This is a genomic window from Noviluteimonas lactosilytica, from assembly GCF_020866925.1.
GTDB classification, from domain to species: domain Bacteria; phylum Pseudomonadota; class Gammaproteobacteria; order Xanthomonadales; family Xanthomonadaceae; genus Noviluteimonas; species Noviluteimonas lactosilytica.
Window position 1 is genome coordinate 111,246 of record NZ_JAJGAK010000003.1, and the last position, 22,461, is coordinate 133,706.

The window sequence follows — 22,461 nt, forward strand, 5'->3', positions numbered from 1 at the left end:
CCTACTTCTTGCGTTCGAACACCGGTTTGCCGTCGACGTAGGTCGCGTCGACCGTCAGGTCGCGCAATGCGGCCGGCGAGATCGCGAGCGGGTCTTCCTCGAACACGACGAAGTCCGCGCGCTTGCCGACTTCGAGGCTGCCCACTTCGTTCTCCGCGAAGCCGGCGAAGGCCGCGTCGAGCGTGAAGCCGCGCAGCGCTTCGAACGCGGTCAGCTTCTCGTTCGGATACCAGCCGCCGATCGGCAGGCCCTGCGCGTCGGCGCGCGTCGCCGCGGCGGACAGGCCCAGGCGCGGATCGACCGATTCCACCGGGAAGTCGGAGCCTAGCGCCAGGCGCGCGCCGCTGTCGCGCAGCTGCCGCCACGCGTAAGCGCCGACAATGCGTGCGGGACCCACGCGATCCTCGGCCCACGGCATGTCGCTCGTCGCGTGCGTCGGTTGCATCGACGCGATCACGTGCAACTGCGCCAGGCGCGGCAGGTCCTCGGGGGCGAGGACCTGCGCGTGTTCGATGCGCCAGCGATGATCGCCCGACGCGCCGTTGCCCAGCGCGCGCTGGTACGCATCCAGCGTGTTGCGGTTGCCGCGATCGCCGATCGCATGCGTCGCCGCCTGCACGCCGCAACGCTTTGCCTTGTCAACGGCGGCGTTCATCGCTTCGGGCGACATCAGTTCCAGGCCGCGATTGCCGTGGTCGTCGCTGTAGTCGGCGAGCATCGCGGCGCCGCGGCTGCCGAGCGCGCCGTCGGCATACAGCTTCACGCTGCGCATCTGCAGGCGACCCGACGCATGCTTGTACAGGCCGTCGCGGCACAATAGTTCGAGCGCATCGCCGTCTCCGCCGGCCATCGCGGTCACGCGCAGCGGCATGGCGCCGCGATCGGCGAGGCGCTGGTAGCGCCGGAATTCGGCGAGCGTGATGCCGGCATCGTGCACGCCGGTGAGCCCGTGTTCGACGGCCGACTGCATCGCGATCGTCAGCGCGCGTTCGCCGGTGGTTTCGTCGAGCGGCGGGCGCGCGTCTTCGACCAGCAGCATCGCCGCGTCGATGAGAATGCCAGTGGGCTGCTTGTTCGCATCGCGATCGATGCGGCCGCCGTCGGGCTGCCAGTCGCCGGACAGATCGCGCTTCACCGCGCGCAACGCCGCCGTGTTCGCCCAGCCGGCGTGTCCATCGATGCGCTCCAACCACACCGGGCGATCCGGGAACACCGCATCGAGATCGGCCGCACTCGGAAACACCTTCTCCGGCCAGTCGTTCTGATCCCAACCGCGACCGACGATCCAGGCATCCTTCGGAAGCCGCGCGGCGTATTCGCGCAGCCGCGCCATGATCTCGGCCTTGTCGCGCGTGTCGACCAGGTCCGCAGCCATCATCGCGATGCCGAGACCCGGAATGTGTCCATGCGCATCGATCAGGCCGGGCACGATGGTCGCCTTGCCCGCGTCGATGCGCGTCGCGTTCGGATACGCCTTCAGCAACGCATCGGTGTCGCCAAGCGCGAGCAACTTGCCGGTGTCGTCGTAGGCCATCGCCTGCACTTGCGGGTGCGCGACATCCATCGTGTGGATGCGCGCAGCACTGACCACCGTGACTTCAGCGGCAAACGCCTGCCCGAACATCGCCGCCATGGCGACCGTCGACACGGTCAACCCAAACCGAACCTTTCGCATCGCGCGCCCCTCCCCGGACCTCGAAGCCCCCGACTGTGGGCAAAGGCGCGTAGCCGCGCAAGTCCACGATCAGTCGAGCCGCTTCCGGAACCGCAGGATCGCCGCCGTCATCATCACCGTCGTAAAGGCGATCAACGCCACCGTCGCAGGCCACAACTCCCACAGGCTCGCCCCGCGCAACATGATGCCGCGCACCAACCGCAGGAAATGCGTGAGCGGCAACACTTCCGCGGCCCACTGGATGATCTTCGGCATGCCCGCGAACGGGAACATGAAGCCCGACAGCAGGATCGACGGCAGGAACACGAAGAACGTCATCTGCATCGCCTGGAACTGCGACTGCGCCTTCGTCGAGATCATCAGGCCGAGCGAGAGGTTCGCGAGGATCAGCAGGATCGCGGCGATGTAGACGTCGAACAGCGCGCCACGCACCGGCACCTCGAACAACCACGCGCCCAGGATCAACACCAGCGTCGTCTGGATCAGCCCGATGCCGGCGAACGGCAACACCTTGCCGATCATCAACTCGCTGCTGCTCACGGGCGTCGCGATCAGCAACTCCATGTTGCCGCGCTCGCGCTCGCGCACGATGGACACGCCGGTGAACATCACCATGGTCATCGTCAGGATGATGCCGATCAGGCCGGGCACGATGTTGATCGCCGAGCGCCGCTCCGGGTTGTAGAAGCTGACGACGCTGATCTGCGGCGCGGGCTTCTTCACGGTCGACGCACTGTCCATGGGCGTCTGCACGAGTTGCGCGACGGCGCTCTGCACCGACGTGTCGGCGCCGTCGACCAGCAACTGCACCGCCTCGCGGCCTTCGATGCGACGCTTCTCGAAATCGGGCGGCACCACGACGCCGACGCTGATTTCGCCGCGCCGGAGCATCTGCATCAACTCCTGCGGCGAACTCGCGTCGCGCACGGGATTCAGCACGCCCGTGTTTTGAAGATCCATCACCAGCGCGCGCGAACCGGCGGTGCCCGCCTGGTCGGAGATCGCGGTGTCGAGATCGCGCAACGTGAAGTTGATCGCGTAGCCGAACAGCACCAACTGCATCACCGGGATGCCGACGATCATCGCCAGCGTGATGCGGTCGCGGCGCATCTGCCGCAACTCCTTCACCATGATCGCGAACAGGCGGCGGGCGCTCATGCGGCCTCCGGGATCTTGGCTTCGCGGCCGCGCGTGGCGGAGACGAAGACGTCTTCGAGATTGGGTTCGGACGCGGCGACCTCGCCTTGCAGGCCCGCATCGACGAGCACCTGCTGCAGCCGCGCGACAGAATCGCCGTCCTCGGACGTGAGCACGCGCAGCGTGTTGCCGACCTGCGCGGCGCTGATCACGCCAGGCGCCGCCATCAGCGCGGCGCGCGCGCGGCGCGGCGTCTGCGAATGCACGGCGAGCGTGCGGCCTTCGATCGCGCCGGTGAGTTCGGCGGGACTGCCGTCGGCGACGAGCACGCCGCGATCGAGGATCGCCAGGCGATGGCAGCGTTCGGCTTCGTCCATGTAGTGCGTCGACACGAGGATGGTCGTGCCGCCGTCGGCGAGTTCGAAGAGTTTTTCCCAGAAGTCGCGCCGCGATTCCGGATCGACCGCGCTCGTCGGTTCGTCGAGGAACAACAGTTCCGGCGAATGGATCACCGCGCCGGCGAGCGCGAGGCGCTGCTTCTGGCCGCCGCTCATCGTGCCGGCGAGTTGCTTCTGGCGATCAGAGAAGTGGTAACGCTCGACGAGTTCGTCGATGCGCGCGACCGCTTTCGCGCGCGGGATGTCCTGCACCGCGGCGAGGAACTCGAGGTTCTCGCGCACGCTGAGGTCGTCGAACAACGAGAACTTCTGCGTCATGTAGCCGATGCGACGCCGCAGCGCCTCGGCTTGCTTCGGCAGCTTGAGGCCGAGGACTTCGATCTCGCCTTCGGTCGGCGTCATCAGCCCGCACAGCATGCGGATCGTCGTGGTCTTGCCCGAGCCGTTGGGGCCGAGGAAGCCGTACACGTGTGCCTTCGGCACGCTCAGGTCGACGTGGTCGACCGCGACCAGCTTGCCGAAGCGCTTGGTCAGGCCGCGCGCGCGGATCGCGAGATCCGTGTCCGCGTTGACGGCGGGCCGGGCATTCACTTGTCGAACTCCACGCGCACGGGCAGGCCGGCGGGCAAGGCGTCCTTCGTCTGCAGCGCGATCTCGGCGACCCAGCTCAGGCGCGCGGCGTCCTTGCCGATCAGCGCGAAGTACGGCGTGAACGTCGGCTCGGTGCGGATCATGCGCACGGTGCCGTCGATCGCTTCGTCCCTGCCGCCGATGAAGACGCGCGCCTTGGTGCCGACGGCGACGTTCGCGCGGATCGGTTCCTGCACGTACACGCGCGCATACGGATTGCCGACGAGCAGGATCGCGAGCGGCTGGCCCACCGCGGCCTGGTCGCCGAGCTTGAAGGGGATGCTGTCGACGACGCCTGCACGCGGCGCGATCACCGAGAGTTTGTCGAGCGTGACTTGTTGCGCGGCGGCGTCGGCTTCGGAGGCGGCGAGCGCGGCTTCGCCCGCGGCGATCTGTTCGCTGCGCGTGCCGGCTTCGAGTTCGCGCAGGGCTTCGGCGAGTGCGCGCGCGGTGGCGGCGGCGTTGTCGGCCTGTGCACGCGCGCGATCGATGTCCGATTGCGCCATCAACTGGCGCGGGCCGAGTTGGCGCACGCGGTTGTAGTAGTCGCGCGTGTCGCGGACCTGCGCCTGCGCGGCGACGAGTTCGGCGCGGGCGCGTGCGATTTCCTCGCTGCGCGGGCCGGCTTCCATCTCTTCGAGCGTGGCGCGCTGGCGCAGCGCGGACGCGCGCGCGGCTTCGGTGGCCGAACGCGTGCGGTCGAGTTCCAGGCGAAGCAGCGACTGGCCGGGCTTCACGCGCTGCCCTTCGCGCACGTCGATCGCGATGATCTTTTCGGCGGCGGGCGCGGGCAGCGTGATGCGGTCGTATTCGAGCGTGCCGAGCGCCTGCGGCGCGTCGTTGCGGCAGGAGGCCGCGCCGATCGCGACGATCGCGCAGAGATACAGCAGGCGGGGATGGGGGGCGGTCATGGTCGTTACTCGAAGGAACGTCAGGAGACGCCGATGCCGGCGTCGAGCAGCGCGATGGCGTGGTGTTGCATCGCGACGTGGTCGATGTCGTCGGCGGCGAACATGCGACGCCAGATCGGCGCGCCCGCGGCGGGAAACAGGGTCAGGCCGACGAGCGAGGTCACCAGCAGGCGTGGATCGAGGTCGGGATTGAGCTTGCCCGCGGCTTGCGCCTCGGCGAAGCGCGTGGCCAGCATCTGCGGCATCTGCGGCGCGACGGTGTCGAACATCACTTCGCGCAACGCGCCGCCTTCGCACAGCACTTCGCGCACCCACAACGCGGGCAGCCACGGGTGGCGTTCGACGGTTTCGCACATGCCGCGCACGAAGCCGGCGATCACCGCGGCGATGTCGTCGCCGCCCTTCGCCGTGGCGGTGCGGACTTCGGTGAAGGCCGGGATCACGCGCTCGGAGATCACCGCCTGCACCAGCTGCTGCTTGTCGCCGTAGTAGTAGTGCACGAGCGCGGGGTTCACGCCCGCTTCCCGCGCGATCTCGCGCAACGTGCTGGTGGCGACGCCGTGGTGCGCAAAGCATTCGACGGCGACGTCGAGCAGCTTGCCGCGCAGGTCGCCGCTTTCGCCCTGGGGGCGGCCGACGCTGCGCGTGCCGGGCTTGCGGCCGCGCTTCGGGGCGGTGGGGGGAGGGGTCATGAGCATCTATTTAATTCCATGATTAATTAAACGCAAGCGAGGCCCGACGGGCGGTCCCGATCGACCCCGCATGCCCTGCCCTGCGTATTCCAATCGGCGCCGGTTCTTTTTGGCCTACTTATTCCGAACGCACGGCAGGTGTGGACACCGCCATCGCGTCCCTCACCACGTCCGCGCTACGCTTCGCCCCGCATGAACGACCCCTCTTCGCGCGACTTCATCCTCGAACCCGACGACACCGAGCGCTTGGCCAACATGGCCGGCGCATTCGACGCGCACCTGCGCCAGATCGAACTGCGGCTCGGTGTCGAGATCGCCAACCGCGGCAACGTCTTCCGCGTCACCGGCCCCGACGTCGCGGTGCAGCGCGCCGAACGCTTCCTGCGCTCGCTGTACGCCGAAGCCGGCGAGGAAATCTTCGACGGCCATGCGATCAACGTGCGCCTCAACGCCGTCGACGCGGCCGAACAGGCCTCGCCCGACATCGAACCGCAGGAAGTGGCGATCCGCGTCAAGCGCGGCACGATCCGCGGCCGCGGCGCCAACCAGGCGAAGTACCTGCACGCGATCGCGACCCACGACATCAACTTCGGCATCGGTCCGGCCGGCACCGGCAAGACCTTCCTCGCGGTGGCGATGGCGGTGGAAGCGCTCAACGAATCGCGCGTCCAGCGGCTGATCCTCGTGCGCCCCGCGGTCGAAGCCGGCGAGAAGCTCGGCTTCCTGCCCGGCGACCTGACCCAGAAGGTCGATCCCTACCTGCGCCCGCTGTACGACGCGCTGTACGAAATGCTCGGCGTCGAGAAGGTCGTCAAGTTGCTGGAGAAGAACGTCATCGAGATCGCACCGCTGGCGTACATGCGCGGGCGCACGCTCAACGACGCATTCGTGATCCTCGACGAAGCGCAGAACACCACCATCGAGCAGATGAAGATGTTCCTGACGCGCATCGGCTTCGGCTCGACCGCCGTCGTCACCGGCGACATGACGCAGATCGACTTGCCCAAGCACCAGAAGTCGGGCCTGCGCGATGCGATCGAGGTGTTGCGCGGCGTCGACGGCATCGCTTTCACCTTCTTCCAGGCGCGCGACGTCGTCCGCCATCCGCTGGTCGCGCGCATCGTCGACGCCTACGACGCCCGCGACACCAACGACAGCGCGTCCGGTACGGGCGCCTGATGCCGTACCCTTCCATTCGATGACAAAAGGTCCCGTCCGACTCGACGTCTCCGTCGAATACGCCGCGCCCCGCCTCGGCCTGCCCGCGGCGGTGAGCTTCCGCAAGTGGGTCGCGGCCGCGCTGAAGGGCCGCATCCGCGAAGCCGACCTCGCGTTGCGCATCGTCGGCACCAAGGAAGGCCGCGCACTCAACCGGCACTATCGGGGCCGCGACTATGCGACCAACGTCCTGAGCTTCCCCGCCGAACTGCCGGAAGGCGTGCGCCTGCCGCTGCTCGGCGACATCGTGCTGTGCGCGCCGGTGGTCGCCCGCGAGGCGAAGGAACAGAAGAAGGCGCTGGCCGCGCACTACGCCCACCTCACGGTCCACGGCACCCTGCACCTGCTCGGGTGGGACCACGAGGACCCGCGCGAAGCCGAGTGCATGGAGCAACTGGAGCGCACGATCCTCGCCGAGATGGGCATCGAAGACCCGTACGCCGAGGTCTGAAAACGGCTTGGCAGCGGGTTTGCCGACGCGGTTCACCGACCCGTCGCGGTTTGGCGCTAGACTCGTTCACGGTCGCTCCACGGTTCCGGAGCCCTTCCCCACCCCCATGGCCGACGACGACAGTCCCCCGCATTCCGAAGACAAGAGCCGACGCAACTGGCTCGATCGCATCACCGCCGCGCTGTCCGGCGAACCCACCACCCGCGAGGACCTGGTCGAGCTGCTGCGCGACGTGCAGGCCGACGGGCTGATCGCGGCCGACACCCTGCGCATGATGGAAGGCGCGATCGCGGTGTCGGACCTGACGGTCGGCGACGTGATGATCCCGCGCGCGCAGATGGTCGCGTTGCCCGCCGATGCCCCGCTCGATGCGCTGATGCGCCTGGTGGTCGAATCCGGCCACTCGCGTTTCCCGGTGCACGGCGAAGGCAAGGACGAGATCCTCGGCATCCTGCTCGCCAAGGACCTGCTGCGCGTGGTGATCGCCGAGCATCCGCCCGAAAGCGTGCGCGAGTTCCTGCGGCCCGCGGTGCTGATCCCCGAGTCGAAGAAGCTCAACGTGCTGCTGCGCGAGTTCCGCCAGTCGCGCAACCACATGGCGATCGTGATCGACGAATACGGCGGCGTCGCCGGCCTCGTCACCATCGAAGACGTGCTGGAGCAGATCGTCGGCGACATCGACGACGAGCACGACGAGGCGGTCGACGATTCGCAACTGATCTCGGCGCAGGCCGACGGCCATTTCGTCGTCGATGCGCTGACGCCGATCTCCGACTTCAACGAACGCTTCGGCGCCGACTTCGACGACGACGAGTACGACACCATCGGCGGCCTGCTCACCGCCGCGATCGGTCACCTGCCGGAGGCCGGCGAAGAATTGACGCTTGGTCGCTTCGGGTTCCGCGTGGCGCGCGCCGATGCGCGCCGGTTGCACGCCCTGCACGTCAGTGTTCATGCGGACGCGTAGCGCGTTGGTCCGACTGCTGGTGATCGTCTTGCTGTGGCTCACGGCCACGGCGGCATTCGCCGCGCCGCGCATCGGGGTGCTCACGATGCAGCCCGGCGAGATCTTCTTCGAACGCTTCGGCCACAACGCCGTCGTGGTCGACGATCCCGAATCGGGCCGCGGGCCGATCTCCTACAACTTCGGCTTCTTCGACCTCGACGAACCGGGCTTCCTGCGCCGCTTCATCCAGGGCGACATGCAGTACATGCTCGTCGCGTTGCCGGTCGACGAAGACCTCGCGTACTACCGCAACGTCGGTCGCGGCGTGTCGATCCAGTGGCTCGACCTCGAACCTGCGCAGGCGCGGGACATCGCCGACGCGCTCGCACACAACGCGCTCCCCGAGAACGCGCGCTACCGCTACGACTACTTCACCGACAACTGCTCCACGCGCGTGCGCGACGCGATCGATCGCGCGACCAACGGTGCGTTGCGACGCCAGCTGGAAGTCCGTTCGGCCGGCGACACGTATCGCAGCGAAGCCGTGCGCCTGGCATCGCCCGCGTTGTGGATGTGGCTCGGCTTCGACATCGGCCTCGGCCCGTTCGCCGATCGCCCGCTGTCGCGCTGGGAGGACGCGTTCGTGCCGATGCGCCTGGCCGCGAGCCTGCGCGAGGCGAAGAACAGCGAAGGCCGGCCGCTGGTCGCGGAAGAACACGAAGTGCTGCCGCATCGCATCGCGCCCGAACCGCCGGACGCGCCGCGTCGCGTGTGGGCGTGGTTGCTCGCCGGCGTGCTGCTCGCGATCGGCGTGCGATGGCTCGCCACGCATCGCCCGCGCATCCTCGGCGGTTTGGCCCTGCCGTTCTGGACGCTGTGCGGCGCGCTCGGCCTGCTGATGGCCTTCATCTGGTGCTGCACCGCGCACCGCGCCGGGTGGACGAACCACAACCTGCTGCTGTTCTCGCCGCTGTGCCTGTTGCTGGTGCCGGGCGCGATGGCGATGCTGCGCGGCCGCGAGCCGTCGCGTTTCCACCAGGCGATCCGGATCGCGGTCGTGCTCGGCGGCGTGCTCGCGCTGTTCCTGCAATTGCCGGCCGGCGCGCAGTTCCAGGCGCCGTGGCTCGCGCTGTTGCTGCCCCTGCACGCCGCGCTGGCCTTCCCCGTCCGCCGCACCTGAGGCAGGATGCGGGGATGAGCGACCCCGTCCTGCCCGCCTGCGTCATCAACTGCGTCGTCTACGATCGCAACGGCAAGCGTGCCGACATCACGCTCGATGCGATCAGCGATGCGCTGGCCGTCGATGACGGCAGCTTCGTGTGGGTCGGCCTGTACGAACCGGAAGACGCGATTCTCGACAAGCTGCAGGAGGAATTCGGCCTGCACGATCTCGCGGTCGAGGACGCGCAGCACGCGCACCAGCGTCCGAAGATCGAGGCCTACGGCAATTCGCTGTTCGTCGCCGTGCACACCGCGCAGTCGGTCGACGACCGCATCCGCTTCGGCGAAACGCACGCCTTCCTCGGCCCGCGCTACCTCGTCACCGTGCGCCACGGCGCATCGCTGTCGTATGCGCCGGTGCGCGCGCGCGTGGAGCGCGAACCCGAACTGCTCGCACTCGGTCCCGCGTACGGCCTGTACGCGGTGCTCGACTTCATCGTCGACAACTACCTGCCGATCGTGTCGGAGTTCCGCGATTCATTGAATGCACTCGAGCAGGACATCTTCGCCGAGACCTTCCGCCGCGACACCATCGTCAAGCTCTACGAGCTCAAGCGCGAACTCACCCAGCTGCGCCTGGCCGTCGCACCGATGCAGGACATCCTCGCGCAGCTCACGCGCATGCACGGCTCGCTGGTGCCCGACGAAGTGCGCCTGTACTTCCGCGACGTGCTCGACCACGCCATGCGCGTCAACGAAACCACCGACACGCTGCGCGAGATGCTCACCGCGGCGATGAGCGTGAACCTCTCGCTGGTCACCGTGAACCAGGGCGAGGTGGTGAAGAAGCTCGCCGGGTGGGCCGCGCTGCTCGCCGCGCCGACGCTGATCGCGAGCTGGTACGGCATGAACTTCGACGCGATGCCGGAGCTGCACGGGCGCTGGAGTTATCCGATCCTGATCGCGCTCGTCGTGGTGGTCGTGCTCGGCCTGTATCGCTATCTCAAGAAGGTGCGCTGGCTGTAGCGCACGGGGGAATCGCACGCATGCGGATGTTGGGTTGGCTCGGTTGGGGCGCGCTCGCGCTGTTCGCCGCGATGTGCCTGGGCACGCTCGCGCTGTCGCGCGGCGAAAGCGTCGGGGCGTTGTGGATCGTGGCGGCGGCGGTGTCGGTGTTCTGCATCGGCTATCGCTTCCACGCGCGCTACATCGCCGAGCGCGCGCTCGGCATCGATCCGACGCGCATGACGCCCGCTTGGCGACGCAACGACGGCCTCGATTACGTGCCGACGCAGAAGACGGTGCTGTTCGGGCACCACTTCGCGGCGATCGCAGGTGCGGGTCCCTTGGTGGGCCCGGTGCTCGCGGCGCAGATGGGGTACCTGCCCGGCATGTTGTGGATCCTGTTCGGCGTCGTGCTCGCGGGCGCGGTGCAGGACATGATGGTGTTGTTCCTCTCGGTGCGGCGCGACGGGCGTTCGCTCGGCGAGATGATCCGCAACGAACTCGGCGCCGCCGCGGGCATCACGGCGATGGTCGGCATCCTCGCGATCATGGTGATCCTGCTCGCGGTGCTCGCGCTCGTCGTGGTGAAGGCGCTCGCGCAGAGTCCGTGGGGTACGTTCACCGTCGCGATGACGATCCCGATCGCGCTGCTGATGGGCGCGTGGCTGCGCTGGTGGCGCCCGGGCCGCATCCTCGAAGTGTCGATCGTCGGGCTGGTGTTGCTGCTGTTGTCGATCTGGCTCGGCGGCCATGTCGCGGAATCGCCCGAGTGGGCGGCGATGTTCACCTTCGACGGCAAGGCGCTCGCGTGGATGCTGATCGCCTACGGCTTCGTCGCCGCGGTGTTGCCGGTGTGGATGCTGCTCGCGCCGCGCGACTACCTGTCGACGTTCCTCAAGATCGGCACCGTCGTGCTGCTCGCGATCGCGATCCTGGTCGCGAGGCCCGAGTTGCACATGCCGGCGATCACGCGCTTCGTCGACGGCACGGGCCCGGTGTTCGCGGGCGCGCTGTTCCCCTTCCTGTTCATCACCATCGCGTGCGGCGCGATCTCGGGCTTCCACGCGCTGATCGCTTCCGGCACGACGCCGAAGATGATTTCGAACGAGCGCGAGATCCGCGCGATCGGTTACGGCGGCATGCTGATGGAAGCCTTCGTCGCGATCATGGCGTTGATCGCCGCGTGCGTGCTCGACCCGGGCGTGTACTTCGCGATGAACGCGCCCGCCGCGGCGATCGGCACGACCGTCGATACCGCCGCGCAGGCGATCCAGCAGTGGGGCTTCCACGTCACGCCCGAGATGCTGGCGCAGACGGCGAACGAGATCGGCGAAACCACGGTCCTCTCGCGCACCGGCGGCGCACCGACGCTCGCGGTCGGCATGGCGCAGATCCTCCACGGCGTCGTCGGCGGCAGCGGGATGATGGCGTTCTGGTACCACTACGCGATCCTGTTCGAAGCGCTCTTCATCCTCACGACGATCGATGCGGGCACGCGCGTGGCGCGCTTCATGATCCAGGAAGTGGTCGGCCTCGCGGTGCCTGCGTTCAAGCGCACGGAAAGCTGGGTCGCGAACCTCGCGTGCACCGCGCTCGCGGTCGCGGGCTGGGGCTGGTTCCTCTACCAGGGCGTGGTCGATCCGCTCGGCGGCATCAACACGTTGTGGCCCTTGTTCGGCATCGCGAACCAGATGCTCGCGGGCCTGGCGATGATCTTCGTGTGCGCATTGCTGGTGAAGATGAAGCGCGAACGCTACCTGTGGGTGGCCGCGGTGCCGACGGTGTGGTTGCTCGCGTGCACGCTGACCGCCGGGTGGCAGAAGCTCTTCCACGCCGACCCGAAGATCGGTTTCCTCGCGAACGCGCGTCGCTTCTCCGACGCACTCGCGCGCGGCGAAGTGCTCGCGCCGGCGAAGTCGCTCGACGAAATGCGGCGCATCATCTTCAACAACCACCTCGACGCCGCGCTGTGCGCGTTGTTCATGGGCGTGGTGGTGCTGACGATGGTGTTCGCCTTCCGCGCGGCGCTGCGCGCGCGGCGCAGTGCGTTGCCGACCGCGAAGGAGACGCCGTATGCCGCGTTCGATGTCGCTCGTTGACCTGCTGCGGACGCAATGCGCGGAGGCGTGGTCGGCCGCGAAGGCCACTGCGCGCCTGGCGATCGGGCTGCCCGACTACGATGCGTATGTCGAACACATGCGCGCACGCCATCCCGATGCGACGCCGATGACGCGCGAAGCGTTCGCCGTCGAGCGGATGGAGGCTCGCTACGGGCGCGGAAAATCGCGCTGTTGTTGAAGCGGCGCTGCTGCTGAAGCTCAGCTGCGCGACGTGTTCGAATTCCAGCTCGGCGCCTTGCGCCGATCCTTGCCGCTGCGGCGATCTTCCTTGTCGGGCTCGAAGCGAATCATTTCGCGACGATCCTCGCCCTGCCTGCGTTCGACGTTCTTGCGGCGCTCGGGGCCGCGGTACGTCTTGAACTCGCCCCCATGGTCGATCTCGTACATCGCGCTCTCCCCTCGCCAGGGCGCCAAGCTCGGCCGCTGATCGTCAAGGCCGCGTGAAAACGCGGAAAACATTTCCGCAGATCGTTTTTCGGCAATGGCCGAGCTTGCCGAACTCAGCCGTTGATCACCGTGCGGACCGCGAGCAGGGGCGCGTCGATCCGCCGGACGTGGAGGCGTCCGATTCCCAGAAACGAGGTGCACTCATGGAAGTCCGTTCGAATCGCCCGCGCAGGGCCTTGAAGATCGCATTGCTGGCCACCGCCGTGGTGGTGTCCGGCACGGCCTTCGCCTGTATCTGCACGACGGGCACGATCATCGCGAGGAAGTTCTACGACGCCAACGCCAACGGCATCCAGGAGCCGACGGAAGTGCGCATGTCCAATTGGCCGATGACGCTCGGTTCGGCGTCGCTCGGCGTGCTGGGCACGCTCAAGACCGACAGCTTCGGATACGCGCAGTTCTCGTACGTGCCGGTCGGCACCGATTACACGGTGAAGGAAGGCACGCCACTGGAAGGCAACTGGAAGCAGACCGCGCCCACCGTCAACGGCGTGCCGGTCAATCCGGTCACCGGCATCAAGGTGCTTGCGGGCAAGACGACGCACGTCGCCTTCGGCAACTACTGCACGAAGCCGAGCGGCGGTCGCACGCCGGGCTTCTGGCACAACAGGAACGGCTTGGCGACGATGCTCGACGGCTCGCCGTCCAGCCTGTTGCCGGAGCTGAACCTGCTGGTCGGCCTCAACCTGGTGAACAAGGACGGCAGCGCGTTCGATCCGGTGTCGCATCCGCAGTTCGCCGCGTGGCTGCTCGCCAGCGACGCGACCAACATGGCGAACAGGCTGTCTTCGCACCTGGCCGCGATGCGGCTCAACGTCGAAGCCAACTTCGTCAACGGCAATCGGATCTACGCACCGTTCGGCGGCTCGATCAACGCGCTCATCGCCGCAGCCAACGCGTCACTCGCCGCGAATCCGTACACGCCGGCGGGCCATCCGCAGCGCGCTTACCAGGAACGCCTGAAGAACTACCTCGACGCGTTGAACAACGGCGCCGGCGTGGTGAATCCGACGCCCTGCACGCGCACGTTCGCTCCTTACTGACCGCGCACCTCGCACGGGTCGTCACCCGTCGGGACTACAGGCCCTCGCGAAAGCGGGGGCCTGTTTTTTTGTCCGCACGATTCATTCGTGTTGATGAATCTCTGCAGCAAGAAAAAATGGCCGCTGCGGAAATACAGCTGCGTTGGCACCGTTGCGTTCCCGCACATACCAAACGCAACACTCCCCCGAAGAGGTGACACATGGATATCCGCTCGAAGATCACGCGCCGCACGCTGACGACGGCGCTGTTGGCCGCGACACTCGTCTCCGTTGCCGGCGCCGCCGTCGCGACCGAACCGTATCCCGGCAAGATCATCGTCAAGAAGTGGTACGACAGGAACGCTGACGGCATCTGGCAGATCACCGAACCGTCGCTCTCGAACTGGCCGATGACGCTCACGCCGCCGGGCACGACGCAACTCACCGTGGCGGGTGTCACCACGTTCGCGAACCTGACGCCGGGCACGTATTCGGTGCTCGAAGGCGTGCCGATCGAAACGAACTGGTTCCAGAGCGCGCCGCGCTCCAATGGCACGATCCTCAATCCGGTGACCCTGTACGTCGGTTCGTACCAGACCAAGACGATCAAGTTCGGCAACTACTGCAAGAAGCCGAGCGGCGGCAGGACGCCGGGGTTCTGGAGCAACCCGAATGGCGAAGCGCGGATCAACGACGGCGCCACCGGTGCGGCGCCGGAACTCGCGCTACTGAGCAGCCTCAACCTCGTCGATGGCGCAGGCAATCCGTTCGATCCGACGACATACGCGGAGTTCGACACTTGGCTGCTCAACGGCAACGCCACCAACATGGCGTACATGCTGTCGGTGCACCTTGCCGCGATGACGCTCAATGTCGAAGCCAACTTCGTCAATCCGAACGCGTTCTATATCCCGGCGGGCAGCACGATCGGTGCGCTCCTGGATGCCGCGGACGCCGCGCTCGCCGCGGATGGACTCACGCTCGCCGGCGATCCGAACCGCGCCGGGCAGGAAGAGTTGAAGAACGCGCTGGATGCGTTGAACAACGGCGCACTCATCGTGCCGACCACGCCGACGGGATGTCCGCGCACGTTCTACACGCCGTACTGAGATCCGCTGCGGCTGCAACGCAACAGGCCCCGCTTTCGCGGGGCCTGCTGTTTTTCATCGACGTGATCGATCCCGATTTACCAGCGATATCCGACGCCGAACTGCCCTTCGACTTCGCGTGTCGTATCCGCACGACGCCCGCTCACGCTGCCCCACGCACGCCAGCCTTCGCCGAACTCGACGCTGAGGCCGCCGGTGGTTTCGTACACGACGGGCGCGAGATCGAGATCCAGCGCAACGCCGTCGAACGCGATCGCCTGGCGCGTGTCGTTGTAGCGCGCACCGATCTCGAGGAACGGCCGCATGCCGACGATGTCGCCGAACAAGCGCAGCGCCGCGCGACCCGCGAGCCCGCCATCGGCCGCCGAACGCACGACGGTGCCGTTGGCTTCGACATGCGCGTCCATGTCGTAGTCGGTGTGCACGACCTGGAACTGCGGCTCGAAGTAAAGCGCGCGATCGGCCATGCCGACGACCTGGAACGCATAGCCGGTTTCGAGCGACACCGACGTCGCACGCGCGTCGTAGCGTTCGATCGCCAGGCCCTGCCCACGCACTTCCATCTCGAAGTCGGCGCGCTGCATCCACACGTCGAGCGACAGACCGTGCGGACTGTTCGCATTGCCGAGCCACGTGGCGAACGCAGTCACCGCATCGCCGCGCACGTCGCCGAACGCGAAGTAACGCGTCGCGTTCGACACCTCGCGCGTGCCGATGTCCGCGCGGCCGAGCGAAGCACCGATGGACACGAGTCCCTCGCCGACCTCCCACGCACCGAACTGGCTACCGATCTCGAGCCCGTTGGCCTGCGCCTCGGTTTCGATCTGCGCACCGCCGGTAATGCCGCGATGATCGTTGTGCAACGCACGCACCCACGCGGTGCGCTCGATGCCGCCGACGCGCGTCGCACCACGATCGTCGCGACGCTGGCGGAACACCGTCTGCGCGGCCTGCTGGTTCGCGAGATACGCACCGACTTCCGGACGGAAGACCGGCGCATGCGGGAGCCTGATCGGATCGACGTGCGGCGGCGGTTCCGTCGGCGGCGGATCGGTCGGCGGAGGATCGGTCGGCGGCGGATCGACCGGCGGCGGATCGACCGGCGGCGGATCGACCGGCGGCGGATCGACCGGCGGCGGATCGACTGGTGGCGGATCGATCGGAGGCGGCGGCGGTGGCGGGGGCGGAGGTGGCGGAGGCGGTGTCAGCTCCGATCGCAGATACCAATCACCGTCGCTCGGATCGGCGACGCCGCCCTGGTGCAGCAGATAGTCGTATGCACCACCGACGACGCGACCGGTGAGCGCGAACGTGCCATCCGACGCGCCATCGACCTGCACGACGCGAATGCCATCCGCATTGGTCAACGCACCCGCACCGCCGCGATTCGTGACGGCGAGTTGCGTCGAACCGCTCGTGTCGCCGATCACATGCAGGCGATCCGAGCCCGCGACATCGTCGGCGAGCTGCGTGTTCAATGCGATCAAGCCGCCGGTGCCGGTGTAGTCGCCGCGTACGGTGAGTGTACGGAATGCAGCAGGATCGGTGAACGCGATGGTGCCGCCGTGGATCAGGGAAGCGACATTCGAATCGCCAGGCAGCGTCCACATGGTCCCGGCGCCAAGATCGAACGCGCCACCGTTCTCGACGTTGCCGCGAAGCGACCCCAAATTACGAAACGCGACGTCGAGTGCTCCGCTTCCGTTCGCTCGCAGATTGCCTGTGAGGTCTACAGCGTCCAGAACGGCTGCCAGCCGTGCGTTGTCGTTCACATCGATCAGCAAACCGCTGTCGCTGTGCAGCTGCGCACCATTCGACAACGTCAGCCTGTTGAGGGCCGCATCGGCAAACTGCGTGTCGACCAGTACCGTTGCATTCGTCGCGCGAAGCGTGCCGCCGGAAACAACTGCGTGCCCATCACGAGCATGGATGGCATTCATGTAAATCGCGCTACCACCTGCCTCCACATCGACGTCGGTCAACGAGACGGTTGCCGGTCCAGTTCCTGAGTGCCCGGCAAGGATTCGCACGCCATATCGCGCCGCGGATTCGAGCCTTGCGTTCGACACACTGGCCGTTGCGCCGGAGACGACCAAGGCATCGCCTGTCTGCGTAGCCTGCAGAGTTGCGTCGTCAACGTCCAGGGAGCCTTCGAGAATCTGGACAGCATGGCCACCCGCAGAACTCACGGCGGTGCCACCTGCCAGTTCGACTGACGAATTGTCGATACTGATCGCAACCTTGGTGTCGCTATGGATATTCGTGTTCGTCGCGGTCGCACGCGACCCTGTATTCACGATCAACGCTTGTTGCTGCGAAGCGACATCGGCGTCGACGAGCGTGACCTGCGAGCCTTCGACAGCCTGCACGCCCACACCGTTGGCTTCGATCGTCACCGCAGTCGCATTGACGATCGTGCCGGCTCCGTCGGCGAGAATGCCCGCGCCACCTTCCGTCGTGCGCAGCGTCGCGTCGTCGAGGGTGATCGATGCGCCCGATGCCGCATTCGCCGCTGCACCGCCGCGCGTGGTCACTGCGATGCCGTCTTTCGCGACGATGTTCGCGCCAGTCGCTGCGCTCAGGCCGACGCCGCTCGCACCCTGCGCCGTGACGGTGCCGCCAGACAGCGTGGCGCGGGCAGTGTTGTGTGCACGCACGCCATTCGCGGTCGACGCCACGAGGTCGAGGTTCGTCGCAGTGACGTCCGCGCCTCCGTTCTCCACCAGGAGCGCGGTCGTGCCGGTCAGTGCGCCATTCGAAATCGCGAGTATGGAATTCGTGGCGACGCGAACCGCCGTCGCGCGTTGCGCGGTGATGTCCACGTTGTCGATCGTGGCGTTGGCGGACGTCGCAACATCGATGCCGGTTGCGATCAGTCCATCCGTCGACACGCTGCCATTGCGCAGCGCCGCCTTGGAGGAACTGACAACGATGCCGCGCGCGGAATCTGCCGTCGTCGTGACGGTGAAGTCCGTCAGATCCACTTCACCATCCGAACCCGCGTAGATGCCGGGCGCATTCTCGCCGCCCGTCTTCACCGTGATGTTCGTGCCGACCGCCTTGCTGCCGGCGTTCTCCACGCGCACAGCCGCGCCGTCGATATTCGCCACGATGCCGCTGTCGTAGGTCTGCCCGTCGACCGTCGAGGTCGTTCCGCCGGTCACCCACCATGTCTGCGCCATCACCTGCGGCGCAGCAAACAACCCCAACCACACCGCGCACGCCAGCGGCGTGCGCCCTCGCTTTCGAATCGCCATTCCGACACTCCTTCCAAAACCGCGGAGGGTGCGGGTGGTCGGAGGTTGGAGGTAGACGGAAACGTCCGGAGCAGACCGGGTGTCGGTCTGCTCCGTGTTGCGATCGATGCTTAATCAGCGCGAGGTCAACGCTTCATCAGCGCTTGGCGTCGCTGCCGATGTACTGCTTCAGCCAGCCGTTGACCGTGTCGTGCCACAGCACGCTGTTCTGCGGCTTGAGCACCCAGTGGTTTTCGTCGGGGAAGTACAGGAACTTCGACTCGATGCCCTGGCGCTGCGCCGCGGTGAACGCGCCGATGCCCTGCTCCACCGGGATGCGGAAGTCCTGCTGGCCGTGCACGACGAGGATCGGGGTCTTCCAGTTCTTCGTGTGGTTCACCGGGTTGAAGCGCTCGTAGTTCTCCGGCTTGTCGAACGGCGTGCCGCCGTTCTCCCACTCGCTGAACCACAGTTCTTCGGTCGCGTAACCCATCATGCGCTGGTCGAACACGCCGTCGTGCGAGACGAGGCACTTCCACGGTCCGTTCCAGTTGCCGGCGATCCAGTTGACCATGAAGCCGCCGTACGACGCGCCGAGCGCGCACGCCTTGTCGCCGTCGAGGAAGTCGAACTGCTGCTGCGCCGCGGCCCAACCCTTCTGCAGGTCTTCGAGCGGGCGGTCGCCCCAGTGCTCGCTGATCGCATCGGTGAAGGCCTGGCCGTAACCGGTCGAGCCGTGGAAGTCGATCATCACCACAGCGTAGCCCTGGCCCGCATACGTCTGCGGATTCCAGCGATAGCTCCAGCCGTTGCCGAAGCTGCCCTGCGGGCCGCCGTGGATGAGGAACGCGACGGGGTACTTCTTGCCCGCTTCGTAATTCCACGGCTTCACGACGTAGCCGTGCACCGTCTCGCCGTTCCAGCCGGCGAACTTGAACTGCTGCGCATCGCCGAACTTCACGTCGGGCAGCGTTTCGCCGGCCGACTTCGTGATCGCGCGCGGGGTCGTGCCGTCGAGTTGCGCGGCGAAGATCTGGTCGCCGGTCTGCAACGTGTTGCGCGTGTAGACGAGCGTCGGACCCGCGAGCGCGACGCCGCCGACCGAACCGTCGGGCACGATCGTCTTCGTTTCGCCGGTCGCGATGTCCACCGTGTACAGCGGATCCTGGCCGAGCGTCTGCGCGGTCGTGTAGATCGACTTGCCGTCTTCCGACAGCGCGATGCCGTTGGCCGAGACGTCCCAGTTCGGCGCGATCTCGCGCGACTTGCCGGTCGCCATGTCCATTTCCATCAGCGCGAAGCGGTCGGCTTCGAAGCCGGGGCGCTTCATCGCGCGATAGAACAGCTTGCTGCCGTCGGCGTTGAACACCGGGCCGGTGTCCCACGCGGGGTTCGACGCGGTGAGGTTCTTCGCCGTGCCCTTGCCGTCGGCCTGCACGAGGAACAGGTCGAAGTTGGTCGACCACGGTTCTTCGCGATCGGCCTTGCGCGCGGAGAGCACGAGCGACTTGCCATCGGGCGCCCACTCGAACTCGCTCGCATCGCCGAACGGCTTCGACGGCACATCGCCGATCACGTCGCCGCCGACGAGCGTGGCCTGCGCGATCTTCGCGCCGCCGTTCGGCAGCGCGGCGACGAACACGCGATTGAGCTTGCCTTCGTTCCAGGCATCCCAGTGGCGGATGAACATGCGATCGAACACCTTGCCCGTCGCCTTGCGGTCCTGCTTCTCCTTGTCGAGCTTCATGCCGCACTGGAAGTCGGCCTTGCACTCCGGGTACACGTCGATCCCGAGCGCGACCGACTTGCCGTCGGGCGAGATGCGGAACGCGCCGACGTCGCCGGCGATGTCGGTGAGCTGCACCGGCGCACCGCCCGCCAGCGGGATCGAATAGAGCTGCATCGAACCGGACTTCGCGCTGAGGAAGTACACGTTCGCGCCGTCGTTCGCGAACTCCGGCGAGTTGACGTTCCAGCCTTCCGGCGTGAGGCGCACCGGCGGCGCGGCGTCGCGCGCGAACAGGTCTTCGACCCACAGCGCGGTCGACGACTTGTTGGCGTCGAAGTCGACGACGCGCTTGGCGAACACGAGCTTGCGGCCGTCGGGCGACAGGATCGGCGACGAGACGCGATCGAGCTTCGCGAGATCGCGAACCTCGAAGCCACGCTCCGCGTGCGCAGCGACCGGCAGCGCCGCGAGCAACGCGAGCGCGAGAAGGGAATGGGCGAACTTCATGACAGACGACTCCAGGAAAAGACGAATCAGACCGAGCCCGGCTTGGCGCGCGCGCTCGTGCGATAGAGGAACCAGGCGACGACGGCGAGCACCGCGAGGCCGAACCACTGGCCGAGCTGCATGCCGGCCGGCGCCGCGAGCACGTCGCCGCGCTCGGAGATCACGATCGGGATCGCGATCAGGATGCCCATCAGCGCTTCGCCGGTGATCAGGCCGGCCGCGAACAGCGTGCCGGGGCGATGGATCAGGTCCTTCGCATCGTGGTCGTCCGCGCGCACACCGTGCTTGCGCTCGACGAAGTGCGCGAGCAGGCCGCCGAGGAAGATCGGCACCATCAGTTCGAGCGGCAGGTAGATGCCGATCGCCGCTGCGAGCACCGGCACGCGGAAATGCGCGCCGCGCTTCTTCAACCACTCGTCGAACGCGATGATCAGCGCGCCCACGCCGGCACCGATGCCGATGATGCCCCACGGCAATTCGCCGCCGAACATGCCCTTCGCGACCGACGCCATCAGCGTGGCCTGCGGCGCGGCGAGCGATTGCGGATGTTCCGGCGTCGGCGCACCGATGCCGTACGCGGTCGCGAGCAGGTTGAGCACCGGCGCCATGATCAGCGCGCACGAGAACGCACCGATGCCGAGCATCAGCTGCTGCTTCCACGGCGTCGCGCCGACGATGTAGCCGGCCTTGAGGTCTTGCAGGTTGTCGCCGCCCACCGCGGCCGCGCAGCACACGACCGCACCGATCATGATCGCGGCGACCGCGCCGATCGGCGAATCGCCGCCGAGCAGCACCCACAGCACCGCGGACGCGAACAGGATCGTCGCGATGGTGATGCCGGACACCGGGTTGTTCGACGAACCGACCAGGCCCGCGAGGTACGCAGACACCGACACGAACAGGAAGCCGGCGACGATCATGATGATCGCCATCGGAATGCTGACGCCCCACTGGTGCACGATCGCCTGGTACAGCGCGAGCAGCGGCAGCACGAACAGCACGAGCGCGACGAGCATCCACTTCATCGGCAGGTCGCGATCGGTTTCCGCGACGACGTCGCCCGCGCCCTTGCGCGCGGCCGCGATGCCCGACTTGATGCCGGAAGCGAGCGACTTGCGCAGCGAGAACAGCGTCCACACGCCGCCGATCAGCATCGCGCCGACGCCGAGGTAACGGATCTTCGCGCCCCAGATCGCGAACGCCGCGTCTTCCGCGCTCGCGCCGGCAACGGCCGCGGCGACCGCCGGGTCGCTGTCGAGGAAGAAGGAGTGATACAGCGGAATGCCGATGTGCCACGACAGGATGCTGCCGGACAACACGACGATGCCGATGTTGAGGCCGACGATGTAACCGACGCCGAGCAGCGCGGGCGAGAGATTGGTGCCGATGTAGCCGAGGTACTTGCCGAGGAAGCCGGCTTCGGCCCACGTGTCGGGGATGATGCGGAAGCCGCTCGCGGCCGCGGCTTTCACCACGCCGCCGATCACCGCCGAGATGCCGAGGATCTTCAGGCCAGGGCCCGGGTTCTCGCCCGCCTTCAACACTTCCGCCGCGGCCTTGCCTTCGGGGAACGGCAGCGGCTCTTCGACGATCATCGAACGGCGCAGCGGCACCGAGAACAACACGCCGAGCAGGCCGCCGAGGCCCGCGATCGCGAGCACCCACGAATATTTGAAGTCGTCCCAGTAGCCCAGGATGATCAGCGCGGGAATGGTGAAGATCACGCCCGCGGCAATCGACGAACCGGCCGACGCGCCGGTCTGCACGATGTTGTTCTCCAGGATCGTGCCGCCGCCGAGCAGGCGCAGCACACCCATCGACACCACCGCCGCGGGAATCGCGGTCGCGATGGTGAGGCCGGCGAACAGGCCGAGATAGGCATTCGCCGCGGCGAGGATCATCGCCAGCACGATCGCCAGCACCACGGCGCGGAAGGTCAATTGCGGCACCGCCGCAGGCTTGTTCATCGAAGCGGTCCCCTGGGGCACGAAAGGGCCGAAATTAAGGGACAGGCGGCCCGCTCGTCCAGCACGAAGTCGAGCGAATCGGCATCGCGCGCGGGCCGGG

General features: G+C 67.2%; 18 protein-coding genes. 9 read left to right on the forward strand and 9 right to left on the reverse strand.

What is annotated here, in order from left to right; all coding sequences use genetic code 11:
* Position 1 precedes the first annotated feature (1 nt).
* The 5 genes from LK996_RS12450 to LK996_RS12470 form a co-directional block, all read right to left on the reverse strand.
* Positions 2 to 1,648, reverse strand: coding sequence for an amidohydrolase (locus tag LK996_RS12450; RefSeq protein ID WP_230527680.1), 1,647 nt, complete (start codon positions 1,646 to 1,648; stop codon positions 2 to 4).
* Between the two features lie 96 nt (positions 1,649 to 1,744).
* The gene (locus LK996_RS12455; RefSeq protein ID WP_230527681.1) at positions 1,745 to 2,833 is read right to left on the reverse strand and encodes an ABC transporter permease; all 1,089 of its coding nucleotides are present in this window, start codon (positions 2,831 to 2,833) and stop codon (positions 1,745 to 1,747) included.
* Positions 2,830 to 3,759 (reverse strand): ABC transporter ATP-binding protein, encoded by a 930-nt coding sequence (locus LK996_RS12460; protein WP_230527983.1) that lies wholly within the window; start codon positions 3,757 to 3,759, stop codon positions 2,830 to 2,832. Before LK996_RS12460 ends, LK996_RS12455 begins: the two co-directional genes overlap by 4 nt.
* A gap of 38 nt (positions 3,760 to 3,797) precedes the next feature.
* Positions 3,798 to 4,751 (reverse strand): HlyD family secretion protein, encoded by a 954-nt coding sequence (locus LK996_RS12465; protein WP_230527682.1) that lies wholly within the window; start codon positions 4,749 to 4,751, stop codon positions 3,798 to 3,800.
* A 20-nt stretch (positions 4,752 to 4,771) separates the two neighbouring features.
* Positions 4,772 to 5,443: a TetR/AcrR family transcriptional regulator gene (locus tag LK996_RS12470; protein WP_230527683.1), complete on the reverse strand. Its 672-nt coding sequence runs from the start codon at positions 5,441 to 5,443 to the stop codon at positions 4,772 to 4,774.
* A gap of 192 nt (positions 5,444 to 5,635) precedes the next feature.
* On the opposite strand from LK996_RS12470, the gene LK996_RS12475 reads away from it, so the two are divergent.
* The 7 genes from LK996_RS12475 (at position 5,636) to LK996_RS12505 (ending at position 12,522) form a co-directional block, all read left to right on the forward strand.
* Positions 5,636 to 6,622, forward strand: coding sequence for a PhoH family protein (locus tag LK996_RS12475; protein WP_230527684.1), 987 nt, complete (start codon positions 5,636 to 5,638; stop codon positions 6,620 to 6,622).
* 19 nt (positions 6,623 to 6,641) lie between these two features.
* Positions 6,642 to 7,112: an rRNA maturation RNase YbeY gene (gene ybeY, locus LK996_RS12480; protein ID WP_230527685.1), complete on the forward strand. Its 471-nt coding sequence runs from the start codon at positions 6,642 to 6,644 to the stop codon at positions 7,110 to 7,112.
* Positions 7,113 to 7,218: 106 nt separating this feature from the next.
* Entirely contained in the window at positions 7,219 to 8,079 is an 861-nt protein-coding gene (locus LK996_RS12485; RefSeq protein WP_230527686.1) for a CorC family transporter, read from the forward strand.
* On the forward strand, positions 8,066 to 9,238 hold the full coding sequence (locus tag LK996_RS12490) for a lipoprotein N-acyltransferase Lnb domain-containing protein (RefSeq protein WP_230527687.1): 1,173 nt from the start codon (positions 8,066 to 8,068) through the stop codon (positions 9,236 to 9,238). Before LK996_RS12485 ends, LK996_RS12490 begins: the two co-directional genes overlap by 14 nt.
* A 14-nt stretch (positions 9,239 to 9,252) precedes the next feature.
* Positions 9,253 to 10,245 (forward strand): magnesium/cobalt transporter CorA, encoded by a 993-nt coding sequence (gene corA, locus LK996_RS12495; protein WP_230527688.1) that lies wholly within the window; start codon positions 9,253 to 9,255, stop codon positions 10,243 to 10,245.
* A gap of 20 nt (positions 10,246 to 10,265) precedes the next feature.
* Entirely contained in the window at positions 10,266 to 12,323 is a 2,058-nt protein-coding gene (locus LK996_RS12500; RefSeq protein ID WP_230527689.1) for a carbon starvation CstA family protein, read from the forward strand.
* Positions 12,310 to 12,522, forward strand: coding sequence for a YbdD/YjiX family protein (locus tag LK996_RS12505; RefSeq protein ID WP_230527690.1), 213 nt, complete (start codon positions 12,310 to 12,312; stop codon positions 12,520 to 12,522). The genes LK996_RS12500 and LK996_RS12505 overlap by 14 nt, the downstream gene beginning before the upstream one ends.
* A gap of 20 nt (positions 12,523 to 12,542) precedes the next feature.
* Here LK996_RS12505 and LK996_RS12510 read toward each other — a convergent pair whose 3' ends face one another.
* The gene (locus tag LK996_RS12510) at positions 12,543 to 12,731 is read right to left on the reverse strand and encodes a hypothetical protein (RefSeq protein WP_230527691.1); all 189 of its coding nucleotides are present in this window, start codon (positions 12,729 to 12,731) and stop codon (positions 12,543 to 12,545) included.
* A gap of 203 nt (positions 12,732 to 12,934) precedes the next feature.
* Here LK996_RS12510 and LK996_RS12515 point away from each other — a divergent pair, with 203 nt between their 5' ends.
* Both LK996_RS12515 and LK996_RS12520 read left to right on the forward strand, forming a co-directional pair.
* Positions 12,935 to 13,834: a hypothetical protein gene (locus LK996_RS12515; protein ID WP_230527692.1), complete on the forward strand. Its 900-nt coding sequence runs from the start codon at positions 12,935 to 12,937 to the stop codon at positions 13,832 to 13,834.
* Positions 13,835 to 14,034: 200 nt separating this feature from the next.
* Complete coding sequence (locus LK996_RS12520; RefSeq protein WP_230527693.1) at positions 14,035 to 14,922, forward strand: hypothetical protein; 888 nt, start codon at positions 14,035 to 14,037, stop codon at positions 14,920 to 14,922.
* 77 nt (positions 14,923 to 14,999) lie between these two features.
* Here the strand turns inward: LK996_RS12520 and LK996_RS12525 are convergent, their stop codons facing one another.
* The 3 genes from LK996_RS12525 to LK996_RS12535 all read right to left on the reverse strand — a co-directional run bounded on the left by LK996_RS12525 (position 15,000) and on the right by LK996_RS12535 (position 22,361).
* Entirely contained in the window at positions 15,000 to 18,179 is a 3,180-nt protein-coding gene (locus tag LK996_RS12525) for an autotransporter family protein (protein ID WP_230527694.1), read from the reverse strand.
* Positions 18,180 to 18,315: 136 nt separating this feature from the next.
* Entirely contained in the window at positions 18,316 to 20,394 is a 2,079-nt protein-coding gene (locus LK996_RS12530) for an alpha/beta hydrolase family protein (RefSeq protein ID WP_230527695.1), read from the reverse strand.
* Between the two features lie 26 nt (positions 20,395 to 20,420).
* Positions 20,421 to 22,361 carry an OPT family oligopeptide transporter gene (locus LK996_RS12535; RefSeq protein ID WP_230527696.1) on the reverse strand — a complete coding sequence of 647 codons (1,941 nt, stop codon included), beginning with the start codon at positions 22,359 to 22,361 and terminating at the stop codon, positions 20,421 to 20,423.
* Positions 22,362 to 22,461 lie beyond the last annotated feature (100 nt).

Coding starts and splice junctions, on each gene's coding strand:
- LK996_RS12455 (WP_230527681.1), bottom strand. CDS start 2,833: ATGAGCGCCCGCCGCCTGTTCGCGATCATGGTGAAGGAGTTGCGGCAG.
- LK996_RS12465 (WP_230527682.1), bottom strand. CDS start 4,751: ATGACCGCCCCCCATCCCCGCCTGCTGTATCTCTGCGCGATCGTCGCG.
- LK996_RS12470 (WP_230527683.1), bottom strand. CDS start 5,443: ATGACCCCTCCCCCCACCGCCCCGAAGCGCGGCCGCAAGCCCGGCACG.
- LK996_RS12475 (WP_230527684.1), top strand. CDS start 5,636: ATGAACGACCCCTCTTCGCGCGACTTCATCCTCGAACCCGACGACACC.
- ybeY (WP_230527685.1), top strand. CDS start 6,642: ATGACAAAAGGTCCCGTCCGACTCGACGTCTCCGTCGAATACGCCGCG.
- LK996_RS12485 (WP_230527686.1), top strand. CDS start 7,219: ATGGCCGACGACGACAGTCCCCCGCATTCCGAAGACAAGAGCCGACGC.
- LK996_RS12490 (WP_230527687.1), top strand. CDS start 8,066: ATGCGGACGCGTAGCGCGTTGGTCCGACTGCTGGTGATCGTCTTGCTG.
- corA (WP_230527688.1), top strand. CDS start 9,253: ATGAGCGACCCCGTCCTGCCCGCCTGCGTCATCAACTGCGTCGTCTAC.
- LK996_RS12500 (WP_230527689.1), top strand. CDS start 10,266: ATGCGGATGTTGGGTTGGCTCGGTTGGGGCGCGCTCGCGCTGTTCGCC.
- LK996_RS12505 (WP_230527690.1), top strand. CDS start 12,310: ATGTCGCTCGTTGACCTGCTGCGGACGCAATGCGCGGAGGCGTGGTCG.
- LK996_RS12510 (WP_230527691.1), bottom strand. CDS start 12,731: ATGTACGAGATCGACCATGGGGGCGAGTTCAAGACGTACCGCGGCCCC.
- LK996_RS12515 (WP_230527692.1), top strand. CDS start 12,935: ATGGAAGTCCGTTCGAATCGCCCGCGCAGGGCCTTGAAGATCGCATTG.
- LK996_RS12520 (WP_230527693.1), top strand. CDS start 14,035: ATGGATATCCGCTCGAAGATCACGCGCCGCACGCTGACGACGGCGCTG.
- LK996_RS12525 (WP_230527694.1), bottom strand. CDS start 18,179: ATGGCGATTCGAAAGCGAGGGCGCACGCCGCTGGCGTGCGCGGTGTGG.
- LK996_RS12530 (WP_230527695.1), bottom strand. CDS start 20,394: ATGAAGTTCGCCCATTCCCTTCTCGCGCTCGCGTTGCTCGCGGCGCTG.
- LK996_RS12535 (WP_230527696.1), bottom strand. CDS start 22,361: ATGAACAAGCCTGCGGCGGTGCCGCAATTGACCTTCCGCGCCGTGGTG.